General features: G+C 70.8%; 19 protein-coding genes. 8 read left to right on the top strand and 11 right to left on the bottom strand.

Annotated features, from left to right (window positions below):
* Nucleotides 1–39: 39 nt before the first annotated feature.
* Both ACIP89_RS34005 and ACIP89_RS34000 read right to left on the bottom strand, forming a co-directional pair.
* Nucleotides 40–999, bottom strand: a complete 960-nt coding sequence (locus ACIP89_RS34005) for an aldo/keto reductase (protein WP_402118233.1) — start codon at nucleotides 997–999, stop codon at nucleotides 40–42.
* Nucleotides 996–2,909: a hypothetical protein gene (locus ACIP89_RS34000; protein WP_402118231.1), complete on the bottom strand. Its 1,914-nt coding sequence runs from the start codon at nucleotides 2,907–2,909 to the stop codon at nucleotides 996–998. The genes ACIP89_RS34005 and ACIP89_RS34000 overlap by 4 nt, the downstream gene beginning before the upstream one ends.
* 136 nt (nucleotides 2,910–3,045) lie before the next feature.
* Here ACIP89_RS34000 and ACIP89_RS33995 point away from each other — a divergent pair, with 136 nt between their 5' ends.
* Complete coding sequence (locus tag ACIP89_RS33995) at nucleotides 3,046–3,870, top strand: amidohydrolase family protein (RefSeq protein ID WP_401926057.1); 825 nt, start codon at nucleotides 3,046–3,048, stop codon at nucleotides 3,868–3,870.
* 486 nt (nucleotides 3,871–4,356) lie between these two features.
* Complete coding sequence (locus ACIP89_RS33990; protein ID WP_401924000.1) at nucleotides 4,357–5,091, top strand: GntR family transcriptional regulator; 735 nt, start codon at nucleotides 4,357–4,359, stop codon at nucleotides 5,089–5,091.
* 63 nt (nucleotides 5,092–5,154) lie between these two features.
* Here the strand turns inward: ACIP89_RS33990 and ACIP89_RS33985 are convergent, their stop codons facing one another.
* The 6 genes from ACIP89_RS33985 to ACIP89_RS33960 form a co-directional block, all read right to left on the bottom strand.
* Entirely contained in the window at nucleotides 5,155–7,176 is a 2,022-nt protein-coding gene (locus tag ACIP89_RS33985; RefSeq protein ID WP_402118230.1) for a right-handed parallel beta-helix repeat-containing protein, read from the bottom strand.
* A 78-nt stretch (nucleotides 7,177–7,254) separates the two neighbouring features.
* Nucleotides 7,255–8,175, bottom strand: coding sequence for a carbohydrate ABC transporter permease (locus ACIP89_RS33980; RefSeq protein ID WP_401923996.1), 921 nt, complete (start codon nucleotides 8,173–8,175; stop codon nucleotides 7,255–7,257).
* Between the two features lie 18 nt (nucleotides 8,176–8,193).
* Nucleotides 8,194–9,159 carry a carbohydrate ABC transporter permease gene (locus ACIP89_RS33975; protein WP_401923994.1) on the bottom strand — a complete coding sequence of 322 codons (966 nt, stop codon included), beginning with the start codon at nucleotides 9,157–9,159 and terminating at the stop codon, nucleotides 8,194–8,196.
* Entirely contained in the window at nucleotides 9,138–10,385 is a 1,248-nt protein-coding gene (locus ACIP89_RS33970) for an ABC transporter substrate-binding protein (protein WP_401923992.1), read from the bottom strand. Before ACIP89_RS33970 ends, ACIP89_RS33975 begins: the two co-directional genes overlap by 22 nt.
* A gap of 259 nt (nucleotides 10,386–10,644) precedes the next feature.
* On the bottom strand, nucleotides 10,645–12,582 hold the full coding sequence (locus ACIP89_RS33965) for a heparinase II/III family protein (RefSeq protein ID WP_402118229.1): 1,938 nt from the start codon (nucleotides 12,580–12,582) through the stop codon (nucleotides 10,645–10,647).
* Nucleotides 12,583–12,586: 4 nt separating this feature from the next.
* Nucleotides 12,587–13,861, bottom strand: a complete 1,275-nt coding sequence (locus ACIP89_RS33960; RefSeq protein WP_402118227.1) for an alpha-L-fucosidase — start codon at nucleotides 13,859–13,861, stop codon at nucleotides 12,587–12,589.
* A 97-nt stretch (nucleotides 13,862–13,958) separates the two neighbouring features.
* Here ACIP89_RS33960 and ACIP89_RS33955 point away from each other — a divergent pair, with 97 nt between their 5' ends.
* The gene (locus tag ACIP89_RS33955) at nucleotides 13,959–14,768 is read left to right on the top strand and encodes a ribonuclease activity regulator RraA (protein WP_401923984.1); all 810 of its coding nucleotides are present in this window, start codon (nucleotides 13,959–13,961) and stop codon (nucleotides 14,766–14,768) included.
* A gap of 184 nt (nucleotides 14,769–14,952) precedes the next feature.
* A complete protein-coding gene (locus tag ACIP89_RS33950; protein ID WP_402118225.1) occupies nucleotides 14,953–16,035 on the top strand; it encodes a DUF5954 family protein in 1,083 nt (360 codons plus the stop codon).
* 18 nt (nucleotides 16,036–16,053) lie between these two features.
* On the opposite strand, the gene ACIP89_RS33945 is transcribed toward ACIP89_RS33950, so the two are convergent.
* On the bottom strand, nucleotides 16,054–16,575 hold the full coding sequence (locus ACIP89_RS33945; RefSeq protein WP_402118223.1) for a GNAT family N-acetyltransferase: 522 nt from the start codon (nucleotides 16,573–16,575) through the stop codon (nucleotides 16,054–16,056).
* Between the two features lie 192 nt (nucleotides 16,576–16,767).
* Between ACIP89_RS33945 and ACIP89_RS33940 the strand changes: the two genes are divergently transcribed.
* The 3 genes from ACIP89_RS33940 to ACIP89_RS33930 are packed head-to-tail and all read left to right on the top strand — an operon-like array spanning nucleotide 16,768 to nucleotide 19,292.
* A complete protein-coding gene (locus ACIP89_RS33940) occupies nucleotides 16,768–17,238 on the top strand; it encodes a MarR family winged helix-turn-helix transcriptional regulator (protein WP_402118222.1) in 471 nt (156 codons plus the stop codon).
* Nucleotides 17,235–18,653 (top strand): MFS transporter, encoded by a 1,419-nt coding sequence (locus ACIP89_RS33935; protein WP_402118220.1) that lies wholly within the window; start codon nucleotides 17,235–17,237, stop codon nucleotides 18,651–18,653. The genes ACIP89_RS33940 and ACIP89_RS33935 overlap by 4 nt, the downstream gene beginning before the upstream one ends.
* A gap of 48 nt (nucleotides 18,654–18,701) precedes the next feature.
* Entirely contained in the window at nucleotides 18,702–19,292 is a 591-nt protein-coding gene (locus tag ACIP89_RS33930) for a cysteine hydrolase family protein (protein ID WP_401926044.1), read from the top strand.
* Between the two features lie 71 nt (nucleotides 19,293–19,363).
* Here ACIP89_RS33930 and ACIP89_RS33925 read toward each other — a convergent pair whose 3' ends face one another.
* A complete protein-coding gene (locus ACIP89_RS33925; protein WP_402118219.1) occupies nucleotides 19,364–20,101 on the bottom strand; it encodes a VOC family protein in 738 nt (245 codons plus the stop codon).
* A 216-nt stretch (nucleotides 20,102–20,317) separates the two neighbouring features.
* Nucleotides 20,318–21,157, bottom strand: coding sequence for an SDR family oxidoreductase (locus tag ACIP89_RS33920; protein WP_402118217.1), 840 nt, complete (start codon nucleotides 21,155–21,157; stop codon nucleotides 20,318–20,320).
* A gap of 90 nt (nucleotides 21,158–21,247) precedes the next feature.
* Here ACIP89_RS33920 and ACIP89_RS33915 point away from each other — a divergent pair, with 90 nt between their 5' ends.
* Complete coding sequence (locus ACIP89_RS33915; RefSeq protein ID WP_402118216.1) at nucleotides 21,248–21,664, top strand: winged helix-turn-helix transcriptional regulator; 417 nt, start codon at nucleotides 21,248–21,250, stop codon at nucleotides 21,662–21,664.
* Nucleotides 21,665–21,737: the final 73 nt, after the last annotated feature.

Raw genomic sequence — 21,737 nt, 5'->3', positions numbered from 1 at the left:
GGGATACGAGGGGGTGTGCGGCGGTCCGCCGCCGGTCCGCTACGGCACCAGCTCCCGCGGTACGAAGCCCTCGTCGGCCAGGCGCCGCCACAGCTCACCGGGTACGGGGAAGCGCGCGGCGGCCGCGTTCGCCGTGACCTCGCCGGCGGACCGGCAGCCGAGGACGACCGAGGTGACGGCCGGGTGGAGGGCGGGGAACTGCACGGCGGCCGCCGTCAGCGGCACGTCGTGGGCGGCGCACAGTTCACGGCAGCGCCGGGCTCTGGCGAGGGTCTCCTCCGGGACCGGGCGGTAGTTGAACATGGCGCCGGGGGAGGGGTCGGCGAGCAGCCCGGTGTTGAACACGCCCCCCACGACCACCGCGGTGCCGGTCCTGGCGCACAGCGGCAGCAGGGCATCCAGCGCCTCGTGGTCCAGGAGGGTGAACCGGCCCGCGATCAGCACGACGTCGACGTCGAACTCCGCGACGTGGGCGGCCATCGGCGCGCTGTGGTTCATGCCGAAGCCGATGGCCCGCACCAGCCCCTCCTCGCGCAGCCGCCGTACCGCCGGATACGCGGTGCGGCGCACCTCGTCGGGGAAGTCGTCCGGGTCGTGCAGATAGAGGATGTCGATGTGGGAGCGGCCGAGGCGGGTCAGGCTCGACTCCAGGGAGGCGCGGATGCCGCGCTCCGACCAGTCGGGGACGACCTCGCCCGGGGAACCGTCGGGCCGGGGCCGCAGCAGCCAGCCGGTCTTCGTCGAGAGCACCGGCTCGCTCACCCCGGCGGGCCCGAGAAGCCGGCCGAGCCGTTCCTCGGCGAGGCCGTGGCCGTAGCGGGGCGCGGTGTCGAAGTAGCTGATCCCGGCGTCGCCCGCGGCACGGAGCGTCCGGGCCGCCTCTTCCTCGCTCACCTCCGTGAACAGGCCGCCGAGCGGGGCGGTGCCGATGCCGAGGCGGGGCAGCTCGAAGGGCAGCCGGGTCGCGGACCGGTCGCCGGTGAGGAACGCGTCGCTCACGCCGTCTCCCAAGGTGACGCGCAGGCCGCACGGGCGCCGCGCACGGACATCGTCAGGGTCAGCCGGACACGGGTCGCGGGGGGCAGTTCGACGCGGCAGTACGGTCCGTCGACCGGGACGGGGGGCATCTCGTCCACGCGCGCCGTCCGGATCAGATGTTCGGCGAAGGCGCCCGCCTGGACGAGCAGCGACCGCGCCGACGAACCCGTGTTGACCAGATCCACCACGGTGTTGCCGGGCCGGATGTCCGTCACCAGCGCCGCCGTGTCCGACGGCAGCCCGGGGCGGCGCTCGGTGGCGTCGTGGTAGCGCAGATGCAGATGGGTGAGGCCGCCGTTGTAGAGGATCTGCGGCGAGCCGGTCGTCAGCTGGAGCAGCGCCTCCGTGACCACCGGGTTCAGGTGCTGCCAGTGGTGGATGCCCAGCGCGTCCGGGCCGGTGGCCGGATCCAGCGGATCGCTCTCGATCGCCGCCACCCGCTCCGCGCTGGACTCCAGGGCGGAGCTCAGCATCCGCTCGGGGAAGTCCGGATTGCGCCCGTGCAGGAACTCGTACCAGGGCTCCTCGTGTCCCGCCTCGTCCTTGATGCGCTGTGTGTGCACGGCCGACCAGTCCCAGCCGGAGCCGGCCCGGAGCAGTTCCAGGCGTTCCCGGTCGGACTCCTCGCGGCTGAAGTGCCACAGGGCCATGGGGAGCTGGGTGGGCATCACGGTGAAGTCGAACCAGCCGGAGTCGTTGTGCCGCTGCGGCACCATCAGCGTCCGCTCCGTGGTCATGGACCGCAGGTGCGGGTCCCAGCGCTCGCCCAGCGTTCCCCGTTCGTCCGGGCGGCGCTGCCCGGACCGGCGCAGCACCGCGTCCAGCGGGTTGCGGGCCAGGTCCAGGTAGCCGCGCTCGCCGGTCAGGAACGCCGCGTTGGTGGCGCCGACTATGGCGCCGGAGGCCACGGAGGACAGGCCGTGCGGCCAGGACCAGCCGTAGTGGCCGCCGTACCAGCGGCCGTCCAGGTGCCCGCCGACGGTTCCGTCGAGCCCCACGTTGTCGGGCAGCACGTCACGCCCGGCGAGCCGCTCCTGCCAGGCGCCGGTGTACGCGGCGACCCAGTCGGCGTACCGGTCCTCGCCCGTCAGCAGGCAGGCGTTGGCCGCCAGCCCGGTGGCCGCCAGGTTCACCAGGGTGTCGCCGCGCCCCATCCGGTCCCACATCGCCCGGCCGTAAGCCCGTGCCCGCTCCGGGTCGGCGGCCAGCTCGTCGAAGTGCGTGACGCCGTCGATGCCGTCCAGCGGCAGACCGTACGGGCGCAGCGCCAGGCTCCACGGGAAGTAGGCGTCCTCGTCCGCGAACCCCCAGCGCGGCCCCTCGGCACCGTTGTGCGGGGCGCGCACGATGCGGTGGGCGGCGTCGTAGTTCGGCCCGTCCGGAAGGTAGAGGTCGGCGAACCGCGCCGCCAGCCGGCGCAGCTCGGGATCGGCCGGGTCGGCCAGGCACAGGCCGTAGAAGAGCAGCAGGCCCTCGCCCTGGTGGAACCAGTCGTAGCCGCGTTCGTACCCGTCGGCCAGCATGTCCATCTCGGTGAGCTGCGCGGTCACCCCGCGCCAGTGCCGGCGCGCCGCGGGCAGCAGGTCGGCGCTGCCGCCGAGGAGGTAGAGCGTCGGCCAGTTGAAGAACGGCTCGTAGAAGTCGTCCACACCGTCCCGGCCGTCGAGCCCGACCCCGAGCCGGTCGCGGAAGACCAGCCGCCCGTCGCCCTCTGTGTAGCGGTCGGAGAACAGCCGCCACGCCTTGTCCAGCGCGGCGAACAGCTCCCGTTCGAGCAGCGCCCACCGAGGCACCTCGCTGACCGGCCGGACCGCGTGCAGCACCGGCCCGTGCGCCGGAGGCGCCCCGTTCGACCTGTCGACCCCGCGCATCCACGACTCCCGCCCTCGTACCGACATCAAGACCATCGGGCTCAGATAATCGCCCATCGATAGCCGATGGCTAGACTCACCGGCATACGGCCGGGGTGTCAATACACCGGACCCGGCCGATGTGAGGAGGACGACCGTGATCGACTGCCATGTCCATGTGTGGGACCCGGTCGAGGGGTTCCCGTGGATCCGCCCCGGAACACCGCTGCACCGTCCCTACGCGGAGGCCGAGTTGGACGCGTCCGGGGCGGAGCTCGACCTGACCGGCGCGATCCTGGTGGAGGCCTCCCGCGGTGACACCGGAGAGACGTACGCCCTGCGGGAACTGCGCCGGAGGCGGCCGGATCTGGTCGCCGGCTACGTGGGCAACCTCCATGTCCACGGCGATGCCGGACCCGGCGCGTTCCGCGCGCTCCTGGACGAGTCCGGCGACACCCGCCCCAACGGAATGCGCCTTGGCGGACCGGACTGGGCGAGTACCCCCGGACCGGCCCGAGCCCTGGTCCCGGTGCTCGCCGAGACCGGCCTCGCGCTCGAACTCAACCTGTATCGAAGCGCGTTGAGGACCGCCTCGGAGCTGGCCGAACGTCATCCCGAACTCGCGGTGGTGGTGGACCACCTGGGCAACCCGCCGCACCTGGCCGCCGGAGAGCCGGGGGAGTGGTACGCGGACCTCGAACGCGCCGCCCGGGTGAGTAACGTCCACGTGAAGATCTCCGGCCTGCTCACCCAGCAGCACGGCGTACCCGGCGGCCAACTCGCGCGCCTGGTAAGGAATGTGGTGGACACGCTCGGTCCGGAACGCTGCCTGCTGGGCTCCGACTGGCCCATCTGTCTGACGCGCGGCACCCGCGCCGACTCGCTCGCCGCCTCGCGCGGCGGACTCGCGCACCTCACCCCCGCGCAGGACCGACAGCTTTCGCGGACCACGGCGGAGCGGGTGTACCGGCTGCGCGGTTGACAGCCTTCGCGACACCCTGATTCGATTCTCTCGATGATCGATAGGCGATGAAAGTGGCCCGCAGCCGGTCCGCCGGCCCGACCGACGCGGAGATTCGAGATGGCTCTCCTGGACCTGTCCCTCGACGAGCTGGAGAAAGACCGTTCCGAGCTGCCCGGACCCGCGCACTTCGGCGCGTTCCGGCGCCGGGTACACACACTTCGTCAAGGACACCCGCGGCCGCGGGTGTCCACGGCCGCCTCATCTGTCCGGCCTCCACCGTGTACGCCGCGTTCACCCATTGCGGCGCGCTGCGGAATGCGGATCAGGCCGGCAAGGAGATACGGGCGCGCCCGTTCAATGATCATGAGGGCGGCGCCCCGCCCGCGAAGTCGTCAAACTGGAATGGCTGGGGAAGCAGTGGGGAAAAGCACGCGCATTCCATCGATAGGCGATGAGCACGTATAGTGTCCCAACTGGCCTCCCCCAACGCAGGAATGGGAATTCATGGCATCGAACGCGTCGGCGGGATTCGACTCCACACTGGCCACCAACAAGGACCGGTTCCGAAAGGCCCTGATCTCCGACCAGGTGTACGAGTTGCTGCGGCAGGCCGTCGTCGACGGTGACCTCGCCCCGGGCGACCGCGTGGTCGAGTCCGAGATCGCGCGACGGCTCGGGGTCAGTCAGGCGCCCGTCCGGGAGGCGGTGAAACAGCTGGCCCGGGAGGGTCTGCTGATGCATGTGCCGCGTCGCGGGCATTTCGTCGTCGAAATCTCGGAACAGGACGCGGAATACGCGCGTCAGGTGCGCGAGCCGCTCGAACGGCTCGCGGCTCAGCTCGCCGCGCAGCACATCACGAAGGATCAGCTGTCCGAACTCGACGCGCTGGTCGAGCGGATGCGCAAAGCCGTGACGGTCAAAGACGTGGGTGTCTTCAGGGACGCCGACATCGCGTTCCACACACTGGTCAGCCAGGCTGCCGGAAATCCGTTCCTGGAGCGGATGTGGGAGGTCATCGAGCCCAGCCTGCGCACCCTGCGGGCCATTTCCGACCCGCTGTTCGCCGGCGACTGGTCCGCGATGGCCGACGAGCACGGGCGACTGGTCGGTCTGCTGCGCGACGGGGACGGCGAGGGGGCGGCCGTCGCGTTCGCCGACCACGCGGCGGGCCGCGGTCCCGTTCCGGACGCCCGCGCCGCGAAGAAGCCGCGCGGAAAGGCGGCCGCCGGCCGCGACTGACGGACCCATGCGCGTGGGGAAGGCCCGGACCTCTCGGTCCGGGCCTTCCCCACGCGCGGAACGTCAGCGCCGCGCGCCCGCCGTCCACTTCGGGGCGCCGTACTGGTAGGCGCCCAGACTCGGCGCCGGGTCCGTGGAGCCGTCATTGATGCCGGGCAGTGCGATCGCCGCGTTCCTGGCCGGAGAGCCCGCAGCCGGCCGGTAGTCGTGGGCCGCCGCGTCGACGAAGAGCGGGTCGGTCTCCTCGGGGAGGTTGTTCGACATGACGAGACCGCCGTCGGTGGCGCCGTCCTTGCCGGCGATCTTCCCGATGTTGTTGTAGATCTTCGTGCCCGTCGACTGGCCGGGCCCCTTCACGTAGAACAGCGTCATGCCGCCCGTGTTGTTGTAGACGCCGTTGTCGTGCGAGCCCGTCCCCAGGCCGTTGAGCATCACCGTGCCCTCCCGGTTGCCCCAGCCCACGTTGTTCGCGATCACCAGGTCGCTCTGGCCGTTGTCGGCGTAGACACCGGAGATGCCGAACGTGGAGGAGGTCGTCTTCGGCGCCGGGTCGTGCAGCACGTTGTGGTCGATGGAGGTGCCCATCATGTCGGCGCTGCAGCAGGTGTAGACCGCGGCGACGTCCAGGCTCAGCCGGGCGTAGGCCGAGATGTCGTTGTACGCGATGACGTCCTTGCCCGGGTCGAGACCCGCCACGCTGTTCCACTGGAGGTTGATCCCGCTGCGTCCGACCCGGGAGATGGTGTTGTGGGTCACCGTCTGGCTGTTGCCCTGCACGGCGACACCGGCCGCGTAGGTGCCCATGTAGTCGACGTCGTGGATGACGTTGTCGCTCGCCGTGTTGTTCTGTCCGCGCAGCGCGATGCCGTTGCCCGCGCTCAGCGACAGGTCACTGTTCACGACCTTGTTGCCGGTGCCGTCCACGATGATCCCGCTGTCGCCGACGCCGCGCGTGACCGTACTGCCGCAGTCCGTCGCGCCCTTGGTGATGTCCGTGTAGTGCGACAGGTATGTGCCCTTGATGCCGTCGAGCGTGACGCCGGTGGTGGTGGCACCCGTCTTGACCGTCGTGGCGAACAGGCCGACGCCGGCCACCGTGGTGTGGCTGGTGTTGGTCAGGTCGAAGCCCAGGGTGCGGCGCTTGGCCTCGACGGTGTGGGTCGCGGGGTCGTCGGTGCTGTACACGTACAGGCGGTGGGCGGCGGGGTCGTAGAACCAGGTTCCGGGGTGGGCCAGTTCGCCGATCTTCCCGGCGAGCGAGTAGCGCGTCTCCTGCGGCACCACCTTGTGCACGCACGGCGGCGCCGCGTCGAGGGTCACCGAGCCGGCCGCCGAGCCGGTCACCTTGGCGGTGGCGGAGACGTACCAGTAGCCGGTGAGGGCCCGCGCACCGTCCCAGTAGCCCGCCGGGCGGGTCTGGGCCGGGTCGGCGATCGTGGCGTCGGCGCTTCCGGCACCCGCGTACTGGAGCACCGGGTCCAGCGGGTCGAGGCCCGGGTACGGCCACTGGGCCTCGACGTCCATCGCCTTGTCGGTGAACACCTGCACGGTGCTGACGTCGCTGCCCAGGTCCACATCCGTGGAGTAGATGTGTCCGGCCGCGACGGCGTCCGCGAAGTCGGAGTCCGGCGCGTACGGGTCGCCCTGGCTGATCGCGGTGACGTCCGCGGCGGTGACGGGCTGCCAGCCGGTCAGCCGCGAGGCGCCGCTCACCGTCACCTGCGCGCCGGGGGCGGCCCGGTAGGTGATCGGTGCCTGCGCCGTGCCGGAGCGGGCGGGCACCACCGTCTCCTCGTACGTCCCGGAGGTGATCAGGCACGTGTCGCCCGGCTGCATGAGATCGGCGCAGCGCTGGATGTGGCGGAACGGCGCGGCCGAGGTACCGGCCGCCGTGTCCTGGCCGTTCGCCGCCACGTAGTACGTCTGCCCGTCCTGGGCCGCGGCCGGGTGGGCGCCGGCCATGACCACGCACAGGGCCGCGAACAGGGTGGCGGCCTGCCACGGCCGGGTACGGGGGTGGCGGCCGCGTGCCCTCCCCGGTGTCGGTGGGAGGGGTGGTACCGGAGTTGCTGGGGGGATCGGCATTCCAGGTCCTCTTCTCGGTCCTTCTGGGGTCCTTGAGCTGTCCTTCAGCTGTCCTTCAGGGGGACGCGCCCGGCCGGGTCAGCCCTTCACGGCGCCGACGGTGAGGCCGCTGATGATGTGGCGCTGCATGTAGATGAAGAAGATGACCACCGGGGCGATCGCGAGCAGCAGGTTGGGGAAGACCTTCGTGAGGTCCGTCGAGTACTGACTGATGCCCGCGTAGATCGCCGTGGTCACCGTGTAGTGCCCGGACGACGGGCTCAGCAGGATCTGCGGGCTCACGAAGTCGTTCCAGATCCCGATGGAGTTGAGGATCAGGACGGTGACGACCGCGGGCCGCATGAGCGGGAAGATGATGGTCCAGAACGTCCGGTACCTGCCCGCGCCGTCGATCGTCGCCGCGTGGTCGATGTCCACCGGGATGGTGCGGATGAAACCGACGAACAGGAAGATGCTCACGGGCAGCGTCGAGGCGACGTCGTGTGCCACCAGACCGGTCACCGTGTTCGCCAGGCCGATCTCCCGGAGCACGTAGATCACGGGAATGATCACGGCGGCGCCGGGGATGAACGTCCCCGCCAGGAAATACAGCATCACCATCTGCGTACGCCTCTTCAGGCTGCGGGCGATCGCGTACGCCGCCGGGCCCGCCAGCACGATGCACAGCACGTCCACCATCACGACGAGGAAGAGCGTGAAGCCGTAGCCCCCGATGACGTTGAACTGCGGACTGGTCACCGCGGCCGACAGGTGCTTGAGCGTCAGCCCGCCCAGCGGGATGCCGAACGGGTTGTCCAGGATGTCCTGCTGAGACTTGAACGCGTTCACGAGGAGCAGGTACACCGGCACCATCATGACGACGAGCAGCCCGGCGAGCATGATCCAGCGCAGGGGTGAGCGGCCCTCGCCCTGCTCGGTGCGGCCCGGCAGCCCGTCGGGAGCCGACGGCGGCCGCGCCTTGGCCTTGTGGGCTTTCGCCTCTCGGGCCTTTGCCTCCATTACGACCACCACTGGCTCCTAACCTGTCGCAGCTTGATCTTGGCGGTTGCGCAGCGCCGTCACGACGAGGGCGAGCACGGCGGACACGATCATGAGGAAGACCGCCTGGGATGTCGCGTAACCGACCTTGGTGCCCTCGAAGGAGCGGGCCAGAATGAGGTAGGTGAACGTCTGCGTGGACCCGGCCGGCCCGCCGCCGGTGAGGCTGACGATGATGTCGTAGGCACGGATGAGGCCCACCAGGTTGAGGATGGTCGCCACGGTCACCACCGGAGCGATCATCGGTACGACGATCCGCAGGTTCGTCTGCCGCTTCGTCGCCCCGTCGATCGCCGCGGCTTCGAGGAGCTCGGCGGGCACCGTCTGCAACGCCGCCACGAACAGCACCACGTTGAACCCGAACCCGGCCCACACGATGACGGCGATCAGGGAGATCAGCGCCATCTTCTCGTCGAACAGGAAGCCGATCGGCTCGATGTCGAACTTGGCGAGCGTGTTGTTGATGGCCCCGTTGGTGCCGAGGATGGCCGCCCACAGATAGCCGAGGACCAGGGCGCTGATCACGTGCGGGAAGTAACCCACGGCCCGGAAGAAGGAGTTGGCGCGCGAACGGCCCTTGAGGATCAGGGCGTAGACCAGCCCGAGACCGACCATGAACACGGTGCCGGACACGGCGATGACCGCGGTCACGTACCAGGCCTGCGAGGAGCTGGGGTCGTCGAACAGGTGCCGGTAGTTGTCCAGTCCGATGAACGAGACCGAGGAGAAGCCGTCCCAGTCGGTGAGGCTGAGATAGACCGCGACACCGACCGGGACGACCGTCAGCACGGTGTACAGCAGGACGGCCGGTCCCATCAGACCGAGCGAGACCGCGGCGGCCCGCACGCGGGCGCTGCGCCGGCCGGCCTGAGAGGGGGGAGCGGGGGTGAGCGGGGCAGCGCCCGCGTGCGGGCCCGGCCGCTTCAGCGCTGCGAGTTCCACCACTTGTCCAATCCGCCGGCGGCGTCCTCCGGAGAGGTGCCGGTGTACAGGGACTGGACCTGCTTGTTCAGTTCGTCACTGAACCCGGCGATGGGCTGGTTCGCACCGGACTTCACGATCACCGAGGGGGTCTTGTCCAGGACCTTCTGCACGGAGGTGCCGAGGCTCGACATCTTGTAGCTGAACCCGGCGCGCAGGTTGCCGTCGGCGGCGAGCTGGCTCTTGATCGCCTCCGGGTCGGTGACGGCCCACTTGACCAGGTCCGTCGCCTCGGCCTTGTGCCGGGACTTGTCGATCACGACGTACGGGTTGGAGATGTTGCCGAACTGGCCGGACGGGTAGGCGCCGTCGGTCGGCATGCTGAACACGCCGATCTCGTCGCTCTTCTTCGCGGCGTCCGCGGCGGGCACGAAGTACGACCCCATGATGTACATGGCGGACTTCCCCTTGAGGAAGGCCGTCTGCCCGTCGGCGTAGGTGAGACCGAGCGCGCTCTTCTTCAGATAACCGGCGTCGATCCACTTCTTGTACTGCGCGAAGTAGTCGACGTACCCGCTGTCCGCGAAGGAGTTCTTGCCCGCGATGCGCTGGGCCGTCCACTTCGGCTCCGCCGTGAGCACGCCCGCGTCGGCCATCATGGAGAACTGGCTGCCGGTCACCCACTGCCCGGCCGTCTGCAGCGGTTCGTACCCGGCCTTCTTCAACTTCCCCATCGCCGCGGTGAACTGGTCCAGAGTACGTATCGAGCCCGCGTCGACCCCGGCCTCGGTGAAGGCCTGCTTGTTGTAGAAGACCAGCGACTGGATCTGCTCACCGACACCCACCACATACCGCTTGCCGCCGAGGGCGTACTCGTCGGCCAGTGGTGTCTTGGCCGTCCACGGCTGGTCCGAGAGGTCGGCGAAGAGGGACTCGGTCTCGGCGGTGGGGGTGATCTGCTGGGCGACGTCCGGTGGGTCGCCGGCCGCCAGGTCCTGGGTCAGCTTCGCGTTCGCGGAGATCGTGCCGGTCAGCTCCAGATCGACCTTCACTCCGGGATGGGTGCGCTCGTAGCGGGCGAAGAGGTCGTTCCAGTACTTCTCCGTCAGGTTCGGCGTGATGTTCACGATGACGCGGAGGGTGGTGCCCCCCGCGCCCTCGTCGGACGTACCGCCGCCGCAGGCGACGGCCGAGGCCATCACCAGGGGGGCTGCGGCGAAGGCGCAGACACGGCGCCAGACTGCTTTCATCGGACACGCTCCGTTGCGTAGTCGTGAATAATCGATAGCTAATGTCGGTCGGGAAGTGCGGGTCGGAACTGGTGCGAGGTGGGGTGGGGTGCCGTGTCGCGCCGGGCGGGATGGCCGGCGGGCGTCGGCGGGTGATCGGCGGCCGCGGACCCCGGTGATGCGGGGTCGGGACGCCTTCGCTCTTCGCTAATCGTCTATCGATTGCTGATGCTATGGCTGGCATCCCGCAATGTTCAAGAGTGCTGCCGCAACCTGTTGTTCATCCGGCCTGCTCCCACCGCACCACGGCCCTGCCGGCGCTGCCCGGAGTCCGCACGGTCAGCGTGAGGCGCGTCAGGAACGCGCCCCAACTCGCCCTGAGCAGGGGATCGTCGAGTTCCACCTGCTCCGTCGAGGCGGCGGCGAAGGCCGCGTCCCAGTGCATGACGACTCCCGCACCCTGCGCCCGCACCCGCGCCCATCCGTCCCCCAACTCGACGTGACCGGACAGCAGGTGCCGGAGCCGCGCATACGGGAGCCGCCCCCGCCAGGTGTCCTCGACGTCCACGTACGCCCCGGCCGCCCCGGCCGGACGCACCAGGCGCACCGTCCGGTTCCAGCTGGTCAGCGGGCCGGCCGGATAGGCGCCGCTCAGCTCCGCGCTCAGGACGCTCCGCGCGCCGTCAAGGCTCACCGCTACCTCTCGGGCGGCGAACTCCCGTCCGGGGCACTGCGGGTGCCCCGGCTCGGGAACGTTGTGCCACTCGCTCCGGAAGGGCCAGGCCGCGTACCGGTCGGGCCCGAACGTCTGCGTGGTGTACCGGGGCCGGCCCGCGTCGACGACCAGCGGCCGCCCGTCCACCGCCACCCAGTACGAACCGACATCGAGGTGGTTGTGGTGCTCGCCGTTGTGGCCCGCCTTCACCGCGACCGTGAGCCCCTGAGCGGACGAGGCCTCCTGACGTGCCACCAGCACCTCAAGTCGAGGCAGCCACACCTCGCGGGCCAGCCACGGGGAGCCGTCATCCGGAGCGGACTCCGCGGCGACGGCCCCGCACCACCGGGGGTCGGCGAGCGCCGCCAGCGCACGGCCGAGACCCGCCCGGGGCGGCGCCGGATCGCCCTCCTGCCGGGCACCCGCCACCGCGTGCGCCGACGTCTCGGGCTGCCCGAGACGCACCCCCCACCGGTACGGCACGTGCCAGGGCCGGTCACCGGACAGCCGCGGCGGGGCGTCGCCCACGTTCACGTACCAGCTCCCGCCCAGATGCATCCGCTGCGGATACCGCAACAGCTGTGCCAGAAGGGGGAGTGCGCGTGCGTCGAGCGCGGGGCCGCCCACCCCGGCGAGCAGGTCGAGTACCTCCAGGACCCGGCACGCCCCCGCCCACCAGTACGCGATCCCCTCGTCCACACCCCCGTCGTCCGGGAGAACCGCGACGTAGTGGTCGAGCCCCTCCACCACCAGCCGTACCAGCCCGGCCCGCCGCGCCTCGTCCTCGCACAGCAGCAGCGCGGACGCCAGCACCGCACTGTGGATCCACGGATTCCAGTTGTTGGCGTTGCCGTCGGCACCGATCCACCGCCAGTCCCGTACCCGCTCGAACGGGGCCAGGACCCGCAGATCCACCTCCCGCCGCAGCCGCCGCCGGAGACCGGGGGCCCGGCGCTCCAGATGAGGCCCCAGTACGTGGTCCGCCCACGCGAACAGCGCCGCCACCTCGGCCGCCCCCAGATCCAGGTACGGCTCGTCCGCGTCGGGCACCACCTCGCCGCGCGCCGCGGTGAACCGGTCGTGCGAGGCCCAGCACCAGGTGCTCGCCTCCGCGAACCGCACGAGACCGTCCACCGCGGCGTCCAGATGGGGGCACACCTCGCCGGCATCCGCCGCATCGGCCACCTCGCCGGTCAGCACCGCCGCGAGGACCAGCCGGGAGACCCGCTCCTGCAGCTCCCACGCCCGGTCCTCGTACGCGCCCCGGTCACCGTCGCGCGCCGCGCGGGCCCAGGCCCCGGCGGTCAGCCGCGGTTCGGGGCGCGCCAGTTCGGCCCGCGCGCCGGCGAGAACGCGCTCGCGTACGGGGTGCGGTACGCCGTCCCACACCTCCCGGCACGTCACGTCCGGTACGCCGACCCGGCCTGCCGGACCGGCCAGCAGCCCCGCCAGCTCAGGGCCGAGCGCCGAGCGGAACGACGCCCCCAGAACCCCTGTCGTCATCTGCCTAGACCTCCCCGGTCTCAGCGGCGTCGGGGTCCTCGTCCAGCTCCAGTTCGATCACCGGCAGCAGGACGTCGGGCCGGGCCGTCGGCAGGGTCAGGGTCAGGGTCCCCGCCGGCTCGCCCGGGGGCGTCATGTTGGTGTGCTCGTGCCCGGCGCCGTCCACCTCGTGGAAGCCGATCTCCGAGCCGTCGTGCAGGAACTGCGCGTACCGGACCCGCCCGGCCAGTCCGGGCAGGTGCACATGCCTGAGCGGCCAGGCGAGCAGATGGAGATACAGATGGCGGCCGCGCCGCGTGTACAGGGCGTTCGCGGGCGGGGTCAGACCGCTGGGCCCGGCCCCGTGCACGGAGCGCGAGTGCGGCACCGTCCAGGAACCGATCGCCGCCAAGGTCTCCCGTGCGCGCGGATCAAGGGCGCCCCGACCGGTCGGTCCGACGTTCAGCAGGAGGTTCCCGCCGCAGGCCACCGACTGCACCAGCATCCGCACCAGCAGAACGGGATCCTTGTAGTCGTGGTTGTCGCGGTCGTACCCCCACGAACCGTTGAGCGTGTGGCAGGCCTCCCACCGCACCGGCACACCGTCGCGCTCCAGCGGCCGCTCTGGCTGGTACTGCTCCGGGGTCACGTAGTCGCCGGGTATCCCCAGCCGGTCATTGACCAGAATGCCCGGCTGCAGGGCGCGGACCGTTGCCATCAGCTCCCGCGCACCCCAGTCCGCGGAGGTCTTCGACGGATAGGTGAAGTCGAAGAAGAGGAGGTCGATCTGCCCGTACCCGGTCAGCAACTCGCGGACCTGTCCGTGGAGATAGTCGCGATAGGCATTCATGTCACGCGGTTCGTCCGCGGCCTCGGTGCCGCGCAGCGGATGGTGCTCGTCGACCGTGAACCCGGGGTGGTGCCAGTCGAGCAGTGAGTAGTACAGACCCACGCGCAGCCCCTCCTCCCGCATCGCCGTCACGAACTCCCGTACCAGATCACGCCCGTTCACCCGGACCGAGGTGTAGTCGGTCAACTCCGAGCCGAAGAGGCAGAACCCGTCGTGGTGCTTGGCGGTCAGCACCGCGTACCGCATGCCCGCGTCCTTGGCGGCCCGTGCTAGCGCCCGCGCGTCGAAGAGGTCCGGGTCGAAGCGGCTCAGGTAGCGGTCGTAACTCTCCTGGTCCATCAACTCCCGGCTGCGCACCCACTCATGACGTGCTGCCAGGCTGTAGAGGCCGAAGTGGACAAAGAGCCCGAAGCGTTCGGCTTCGAACCAGCCAGGTGACGTGGTGGTCACGAAATAACTCCTGACACATTGACAGTGCTAATCGATTAACTGTTATCTACCATCGATAGGCGATGATGTCACTGGCGCTGTGTACGGAGGCAGAAGCATGAACCCGACCCGGGATCACGGAGCACCGTCGACAGAGGAGATCCGGACGTACGCGTCGATGCGGGCACCGGTCCACACCTCGGAGTACGTGCGGCCCACCGCACGCATGGTGGAAGCCCTCGGCGAGGTCAGCGCGGCCACGGCCTGCGCGAAGCTCCACCAGATGGGAATCACAAGGACCTTCATCGACGGCCCGGTGCCGCTGCACCGGGAGCCCGACGTGCAGATCACCGGAGGTGCCGTCACGCTCCAGTTCCTGCCGCGGCGCGAGGACGTCTTCAACGGTGCCGAGCAGGAGGACGCCGAACGCGAGACAGCGCTGTGGAAGGTGCTCGAATCCATCCGTCCCGGCGACGTGCTCGTGGTGTCGGCCCAGGGCAGCCACTACACCGGCTGCCTGGGCGACATGCTGGTGCGCTACTTCAAGCTGAAGGGCGGCGCCGGGATCGTCGTGGACGGGCGGATCCGGGACGCGGCCCGGGTGCGCGCCCTCGGCGTCCCCATCTGGTGCACGGGCGTCACCCCGCACTACGCCTCGCAGACCGAACTCTTCCCGTCCGCGTTCAACGTCCCGGTGGGGGTCGGCGGCGTCCTGGTGGCCCCCGGCGACCTGATCGTGGCCGATGAGGACGGGGCTGTCGTGGTCCCGCAGCAGAGCGCGGTTCCGCTGGCCGAGGACTCGATCCGGCATCAGGACCGGGAGGAGTTCGCGCGCCGCCGCCTCGACGAGGGCGCCCGGCTGTCCGACTACTACCCGCTCACCGCGGAGACGCTGCCCGAATTCCTGGCCGCCCACCCCGCCACCTGATCCGGTCCGCCGCCGAGCGCCGAGCGCCGAGCGCCGAGCGCCGAGCGCCGAGCGCGGGCCGCGCGCCCTGCCGTGCCCCGGCCCGCGCCCGGCGGCGGACCGGAAAATGCGACAAGCATCCACGCGCTCCACCGAGCTGGTGAATCCAGGACGCGGGCGCTGCCTTGCCGTCAGGATGAGGGGCATGAACGAAAAGGGTGCGGGGCCAGTGGTGGTGAGGGTTCCGGTGGAGCCGGTGGAGGCCGCGATGGAGGCCGACGCCCTGGACGCGGCGCTGCACAGCACTCTGGCCGTCAGAGGGCCGCTGTTCGGGGTGGCCGCGCAGGGCGCGGGCGACGGGCGGCGGTGGCGGGTGGCCGTAGAGGTCACGCACGGCTGCCCGCAGCAGGCCCGGGACTCGCTGAACTCCCTGCTCTGGTTCCGGGCGAAGGACGAAGCCGAGGACAGGGCCGAGCGGCGGGCGCTGCTGGCGGCGGTTGCCCGGCTGGAGAGCGAACGCGTCGACGAGTTCACCGTGCTCGGCACCCGCTACCGCGTGGTGAGGGCCGAGGAGTACGCGGGCATGGACGCGAACGGTGACATCGAGACGCCGCGGCCGACCGACCCCGAACCCCTCACCCCCGAGTGGGGCCCCGGCACCCATGGCCCGAGGATCGACGCGGACCTGGTGCTGGATCCCGACGCACCCCTTTCCCCCGTCCAGGCGTCCGAGCGGCTGACCCTGCGCTCACTCGTCTACACCGGTACGAGGTTCCCCGACTCCGTGCTGGGCGATTCGGTGCGGGCCGTGGAGAGCCACCCCGATGTCCTGCTCATGCCGGCGGCATTCCAGGTCGTGGAGCGGTCCGGCACCAGGTCCTGGAGGCCGGCCAGCGCTCTGCACACCAGCGCCCACGACGCACGCGTCACGCTGTACTTCTCCCTGATGTGGTTCCGGCCGCGCCTGCGCGGCCTGATCTCCCAGGAGGCCGCCGGGGACGTCGACGCGCGTACCGCCGTTCCCGAGGACGCCGCCGCAGCCGCGGAGCTGACGGCCTTCGCCGGTGCCGCGGAACGGCTCCGCGCGGGCCGGCTCAACCAGGTCGAAGTCCCTGGCACCGCGCTCCGGATCGTCCGCACCCGCCGCCTGCTGCGCTGGGGCCCCGACGGGCCGGAAGGCCCGCGCCCCTCGGACACCAACACCCAGGACCCCGAAGTCATCCACCCTCGCCTCGACGAGGACGGCATCGTCCACTACGAGGAGTCCGCGCAGGAGGAGGCTTCGTGACCGTGTGACGGGAGCGGATCAGCGCGGACCCGGGTCCACATGCGCGGCGCGCCGCATGCACACCAGCTGATCCCGCTCGTCCCACGACTCGGTGACGGTGAAGCCGAGCCGTTCGTACAGGGCGATGGCCCCGGTCCGCCATTCCCATACCGAGAGCCGGACGGTGTCCACCCCGTTCTCGGAGGCATGAGCCAGCGCGGCGTCGAGCAAGGCGGACGCGATGCCCCGGCCCCGGAAACCGGGATCGGTCCAGAGCCGCTTGATCTCCGCCTGTCCGTAGGCGGGAGAGGTCACCACCACACAGCCCACAGCGGTATCCCCGAGGAGAGCCACCAGCACGACATCGCCGGCGAACGCGGTCGCGGGGTCGGTGATCTCTGTCCGGTACCGCTCCGGCAGCCCGGCCGCATCGGCTACCGGTCCGCCCTTCTCCGCCTCCGTCCGCAGGTGGTAGGCCGTCAGCAGCGCGGCCACCCCGTCCATGGACGGAGGGGTCCGGCCCGGCCAGCGGACGACGGCGACCGCGCGGTGATCAGTCATGACGCCAGCATCGCACCTCGGCCGCGCCCGCGAGGCAGGCGCCACCGTCCGCACGGGCCCTGGGCCGGCCGCTGACCCGCACCGGCCCGGCCTTCGTACCTCCCCGACGCGCCCTTCGTACCTGGCTGCTCAGCCCCGTAAATCAACACAAGTAACTTGGCAAAGTTGCTTGTGTTGATTTACGCTGGGGCCATGACCGAGAACCCCACGCCGCAGGAGTCCGCCGCGACAGCGCAGCGCCTCAACGATGCGATCAAGCGGCTCCGGGCCCGGCTGCGCACGGAATCGGGGCAGCACGCGACGGGCCTGAGCGTGACCCAGCTCGGCGTGCTGGCGAGCGTCGTGCGTGAGGGGCCCGTCACGGCGGCCCGGCTGGCGGCGGCAGAGCACGTCAGCGCGCAGGCCATCGCCCAGAGCCTCGCCGTTCTGAAGACGGCGGGCCTGGTCCACGGTGAGCCCGACCCGAAGGACGGCCGCAAGAAGCTGATGAGCGCCGATCCGTCCGCGGCCGAGCTGATCGACAAGCTGCTGGCAGGGCGTGCCGCCTTCCTGGCGCGCGCCATCGACCACGTCGTCGCCGCGGACGAACGCGCCGGCATGGACAAGGCGATCGAGCTGCTGGAGCGGCTGGCCGACGCCGACCTGAACGAGGGCCCTCGATGAGAACGGCCGCCACCGATGCCGAGCCCGCGACAGGCACGCCCACCCGCAAGCCCTTCGGCTGGAGATTCACCGCACCGCTCTACGTGGGTTCCAGCCTCAACCCGATCAACAGCTCCATCATCGCGACCGCGCTGGTGCCGATCGCCGCAGATCTGAACGTGGCGGTGGGAGCCACCGCGGTCCTGGTCTCCTCGCTGTATCTCGCAAGTGCCGTGGCTCAGCCGACGGCCGGCAAACTCGCCGAAGTGCTCGGCGCCCGCCGGGTCTTCCTCGCCGGTGTCGTCCTCGTCCTCGTCGGAGGGGTGACCGGCGGCCTCGGCCAGAACATCGCGGTGCTCACCGTTGCCCGGGTGCTGATCGGGCTCGGCACCTCTGCCGCCTTTCCCTGCGCCATGGTGATGATCCGCCGCCGCGCCGGGCAGGCCGGCCTCGACCGGCCGCCCGGCGCGGTGCTCGGCGGACTCGCGATCGCCGGCATGGCCACCGCTGCCGTCGGCCCGCCCATCGGCGGCCTGGTCGTGGGCGCGGCCGGCTGGCGCTGGGCCTTCCTCGCCAACGTCCCGGTGACCGCGATCGCCCTGCTGATGGCCCTGCGGCTGCCCAAGGACCCTGGACTGGAGCGGGCAGACAGCGGATTCCGGCGGATCGCGCACCGCATCGACCTGATCGGCATCATCGGCTTCGCCGTCACGATGACCTCCCTGGTGGTCTTCCTGATGGGCCTGCCGCATCTGAACCGGGTCGCGCTGACGGTCTTCGTCATAGCCGCGGCTCCCACTGCCCGGTGGGAGCTGCGACGAGCCGCACCATTCTTCGACCTGCGCGGACTGGCTTCCAACGGCGCGCTGACCCGCACGTATCTACGCCAGGCACTCACCCTGCTCGGCGTGTACTCCGTGATGTTCGGCCTGACCCAGTGGATGGAGGCCGCCCACGGCCTGTCCGCCGTACAGACCGGACTGGTGCTGCTGCCGATGGGAGCCGTCTCCGCACTGCTGTCGAGGCCCCTGGCCGCCCGCAACCTGGTCCGCGGCCCGGTGGCCGTCTCCGCGGTGAGCATGCTCCTCGGTTCGGTCGCCATCATGCTGCTCGACTCCGACAGCCCGGTGTTCGCGCTCGTACTCGTCTCGCTGATCTTCGGCGTCACCACGGCCACCACCACCGTCGGGAACCAGACCGCCCTCTACAAGGCCGCACCGGCCGACCAGATCGGTACCGCCTCCGGGCTGTTCCGCACCTTCGGCTACCTCGGCACCATCACCTCGTCCGTCATCGGCGGCATCGCTTTCCGGGACGGCGTGAGCGACCACGGGCTGCACGTACTCGGCGTCGTGCTCGTTGTCGCCGGCTTTGCCGCACTGCTCCTGACCGTCCTGGACCGCAGCCTGATGCGCCCCCGTGGCGCGGTCACCTGAACCGCGCCGCCGCCCGGAAATCCCGTACCTCTACAAGGAGACATCCTTATGACCACCCCCGCCGTTCCCGCGCTCGTTCCCGAGCGGACCGCGCTGCTCGCCATGGACTTCCAGAACGGGATCGTCCCGATCGCCCCCGAACCAGACGCACTTCTCGCGCGGGTGCGGGATGCGATCGCTTCGCTCCGTGCCGCCGGCGGCACCGTCGGACACGTCCGAGTGGCCTTCACCGAAGACGACTGGGAAGCCGTCCCCGACCGCAACGCCTCCTTCAGCGCGGTCGCGGCGGCGAAGGCGATGCACCACGAGGACGACGCCGCGCAGATCCACACAGCGGTCGCCCCGCAGGACGGCGACATCGTCGTACGCAAGATCCGCTACGGTGCCGCCTCCACCACCGACCTGTACGACCAGCTGGCCGGCCGGGGCATCGACACACTGGTACTCGCCGGGATCAGCACCAGCGGCGTCGTCCTGTCCACGCTGATGGACGCCGCTGACCGCGACTACCGCGTCTACGTCCTCTCCGACGGTGTCGCCGACCACGACCCGGAGGTCCACCGGGTGCTCGTCGAGAAGGTCTTCCCGTCCCGGGCGCACGTCATCGACACCGGCCGGCTGCGTGAGCTCCTGCGTTGAGCAGCCCGGGGACAGCCCGGAGCGGGCAGGCCGAGCTGTCCCCACCCGGTCCTCGCCGGCACCGCCCGACGTCAGCGAGGACTGAGGAGGCAGAACTCGTTACTCTCCGGGTCGGCCAGAATCGTCCAGGAGACCGAGGACTGGTCGACGTCCGGCACGGTCGCGCCCAGGGCGCGCAGCCGGGCTTCCTCTGCTGCCGGGTCGTCGCCGGTGTAGGGCGCGACGTCGAGGTGGACGCGGTTCCACACCGTCTTGGTGTCCGGGGTACGGAGGAACTCCAGGTAAGGGCCGACGTCCTTGGCGGAACGCATCGTCGCCCGGTCGTCGGTGACCTCGTGCAGCGTCCAGTCCATCGCTTCGCCCCAGAACCGGGCCATCGCTCGTGGGTCGGTGCAGTCGACCACCACCGCGGCGACCGGCCCGGTGCCCCGGTAGACCGGGCGGGGCTCCAGGACGCAGAACTCGTTGCCCTCCGGATCGGCCATGACCGTCCAGGGGACGTCGCCCTGACCCACGTCGGCGAGCGTCGCGCCGAGGCCCTTCAGCCGCGCGACCAGCTCCGCCTGATGCGCGGTCGAGGTGGTGGCCAGGTCGAGGTGCACCCGGTTCTTCACCGTCTTGGGTTCCGGGCGGGCGATGATGTCGACGCAGACGGCTACGGGGTCGGGGTAGGCGAAGCCGACGGGTTCGAGGTTCGTCACGCCGGGGCCCTCGCTGTCGACACCCCAGCCGAGTGCCTCCGACCAGAACCTGCCGAGCGCGGAATCGTCCTTGGCCTTCATGTTGATCTGCACAAGTCGCGTTGCCATGCCGGAGATCCTAGAAGCTGCCGGCGGCCCGCGGACACCAGGGGCGCAGGGCCCGGACGGCACGGACCACGCATGTGCGGAGGCGGGCCACCGCGGCCCCGGGAAGCCGTGGCCGCGATCGGCTCCCCGGACGGGAGGACCGCGGTGCCACGCGGGGGCGCCCCGCGCGGCCGTGGTCGTACGGCATCGCGCGGGACGCCCCAGCCGGGCAATGCCTCAGCGGAAGGCGGCGATGCTCCGGGCGACCCAGTCGCTGAAGGAGCCCGGGGCGCGGCCGAGGACCCGTTCCACGTCCGGGCTGATCCGCAGTTCGGCCGGGTTCGGAGCGGCGATGATGTCCAGGGTGTCGTCGGCGAGCTCGGGCGGCACGGACCGGGTCATCGCGGCTTTGGCCTCCTCACGGGTGAGTTCCTGGAACCGCACCGGCGAGCCCAGCGCGGCGGCGATGGCCGCCGCCTGCTGACGCGGGGTGATCACCTCCGGCCCGGTCAGCTCGTAGACTGCCCCGGCGTGCCGGTCGTCCAGCAGGCAGGCCGCCGCGACCTCCGCGATGTCCAGCGGGTCGACGACCGGAGCCCCGACCTCACCGAACGGCGCGGCGACCGTTCCTCGCGTACGGACGGACTCCGCCCAGGCCAGGGCGTTGGAGGCGAAACCGCCCGGTCGCAGGACGGCCCAGTCCAGACCGGACCCCCTCAACGCGTCCTCCAAGGCGCGCACCGCGATCCGCGAGGGGCCGAGCGGCCTGGTCGCCACGCCCTGCGAAGACAGCAGGACGACCCGGCCGACCCCGCTGGCCGCGGCCAGGTCGATGATGTCGGCCGGCCTGGCGCCGGGGGAGTGGAGGTCGCCGGAGAGCAGGAAGAACAGCGCCTTCGCCCCGTCCAGCGCGGGGGCGAGGCTTGCCGGATCCGCCAGGTCGGCCGCGGCGTGCCGGACACCGTCCGGCACCGCCGCCGGGTGCCGGGACACCGCCGTCACCTGCTCGCCGGCCCCGGCCAGGGCCTGCGTCAAGGGCCGGCCCACATTGCCGGTTGCTCCGGTCACCACGATCATGTTCAGCTCCTAGTCGGTTGTGCACTGCGGGCTGACGCTAGGAGACGGGCTTACTTTTCGTAAGAACATACCTAGAGGTAAGCTCCGAACATGAGGGAAGGTGCGCAGCTCACACAGACCGGTGCGAACGATGGGTATGAGGTGTTTCACACCGACTGCCCCGCACGCGACATGGTCGACCATGTGACCAGCAGGTGGGGCATCTGGGTGCTGATCTCCTTGCGGAGCAACGACCTTCGGTTCTACGAGCTGCGCAACAGCATCCAGGGCATCAGCGAGAAGATGCTCTCCCAGACACTGCGCGCACTGGTTCAGGACGGTCTGGTCCGGCGGGAGGTCGAGCCGACGACACCGCCCCAGGTCACCTACGGGCTCACCGAGTTCGGCAGGCACGTCGGTGAGCCTCTGACGGACCTGTTCGACCGGATCACGCAGTGGATGGCCGCCGCCGCGCCCGCGACGGCGCCCGGCGGGCACCCGGCGCAGCGTCCGTCACAAAGCGGCTGAGCGCGACGGGTGCTCGTACGGCAGGTTCACGATGCGCGGCCCGGACGCCCGGCTTCGCCGCGGACGAGGCGAA

It is taken from the genome of Streptomyces sp. NPDC088730 (genome assembly GCF_044751215.1).
Classification (GTDB): domain Bacteria; phylum Actinomycetota; class Actinomycetes; order Streptomycetales; family Streptomycetaceae; genus Streptomyces.
The sequence above is the reverse complement of the archived record's forward strand: the minus strand, read 5'-3'. Positions and strand labels throughout refer to the sequence as shown.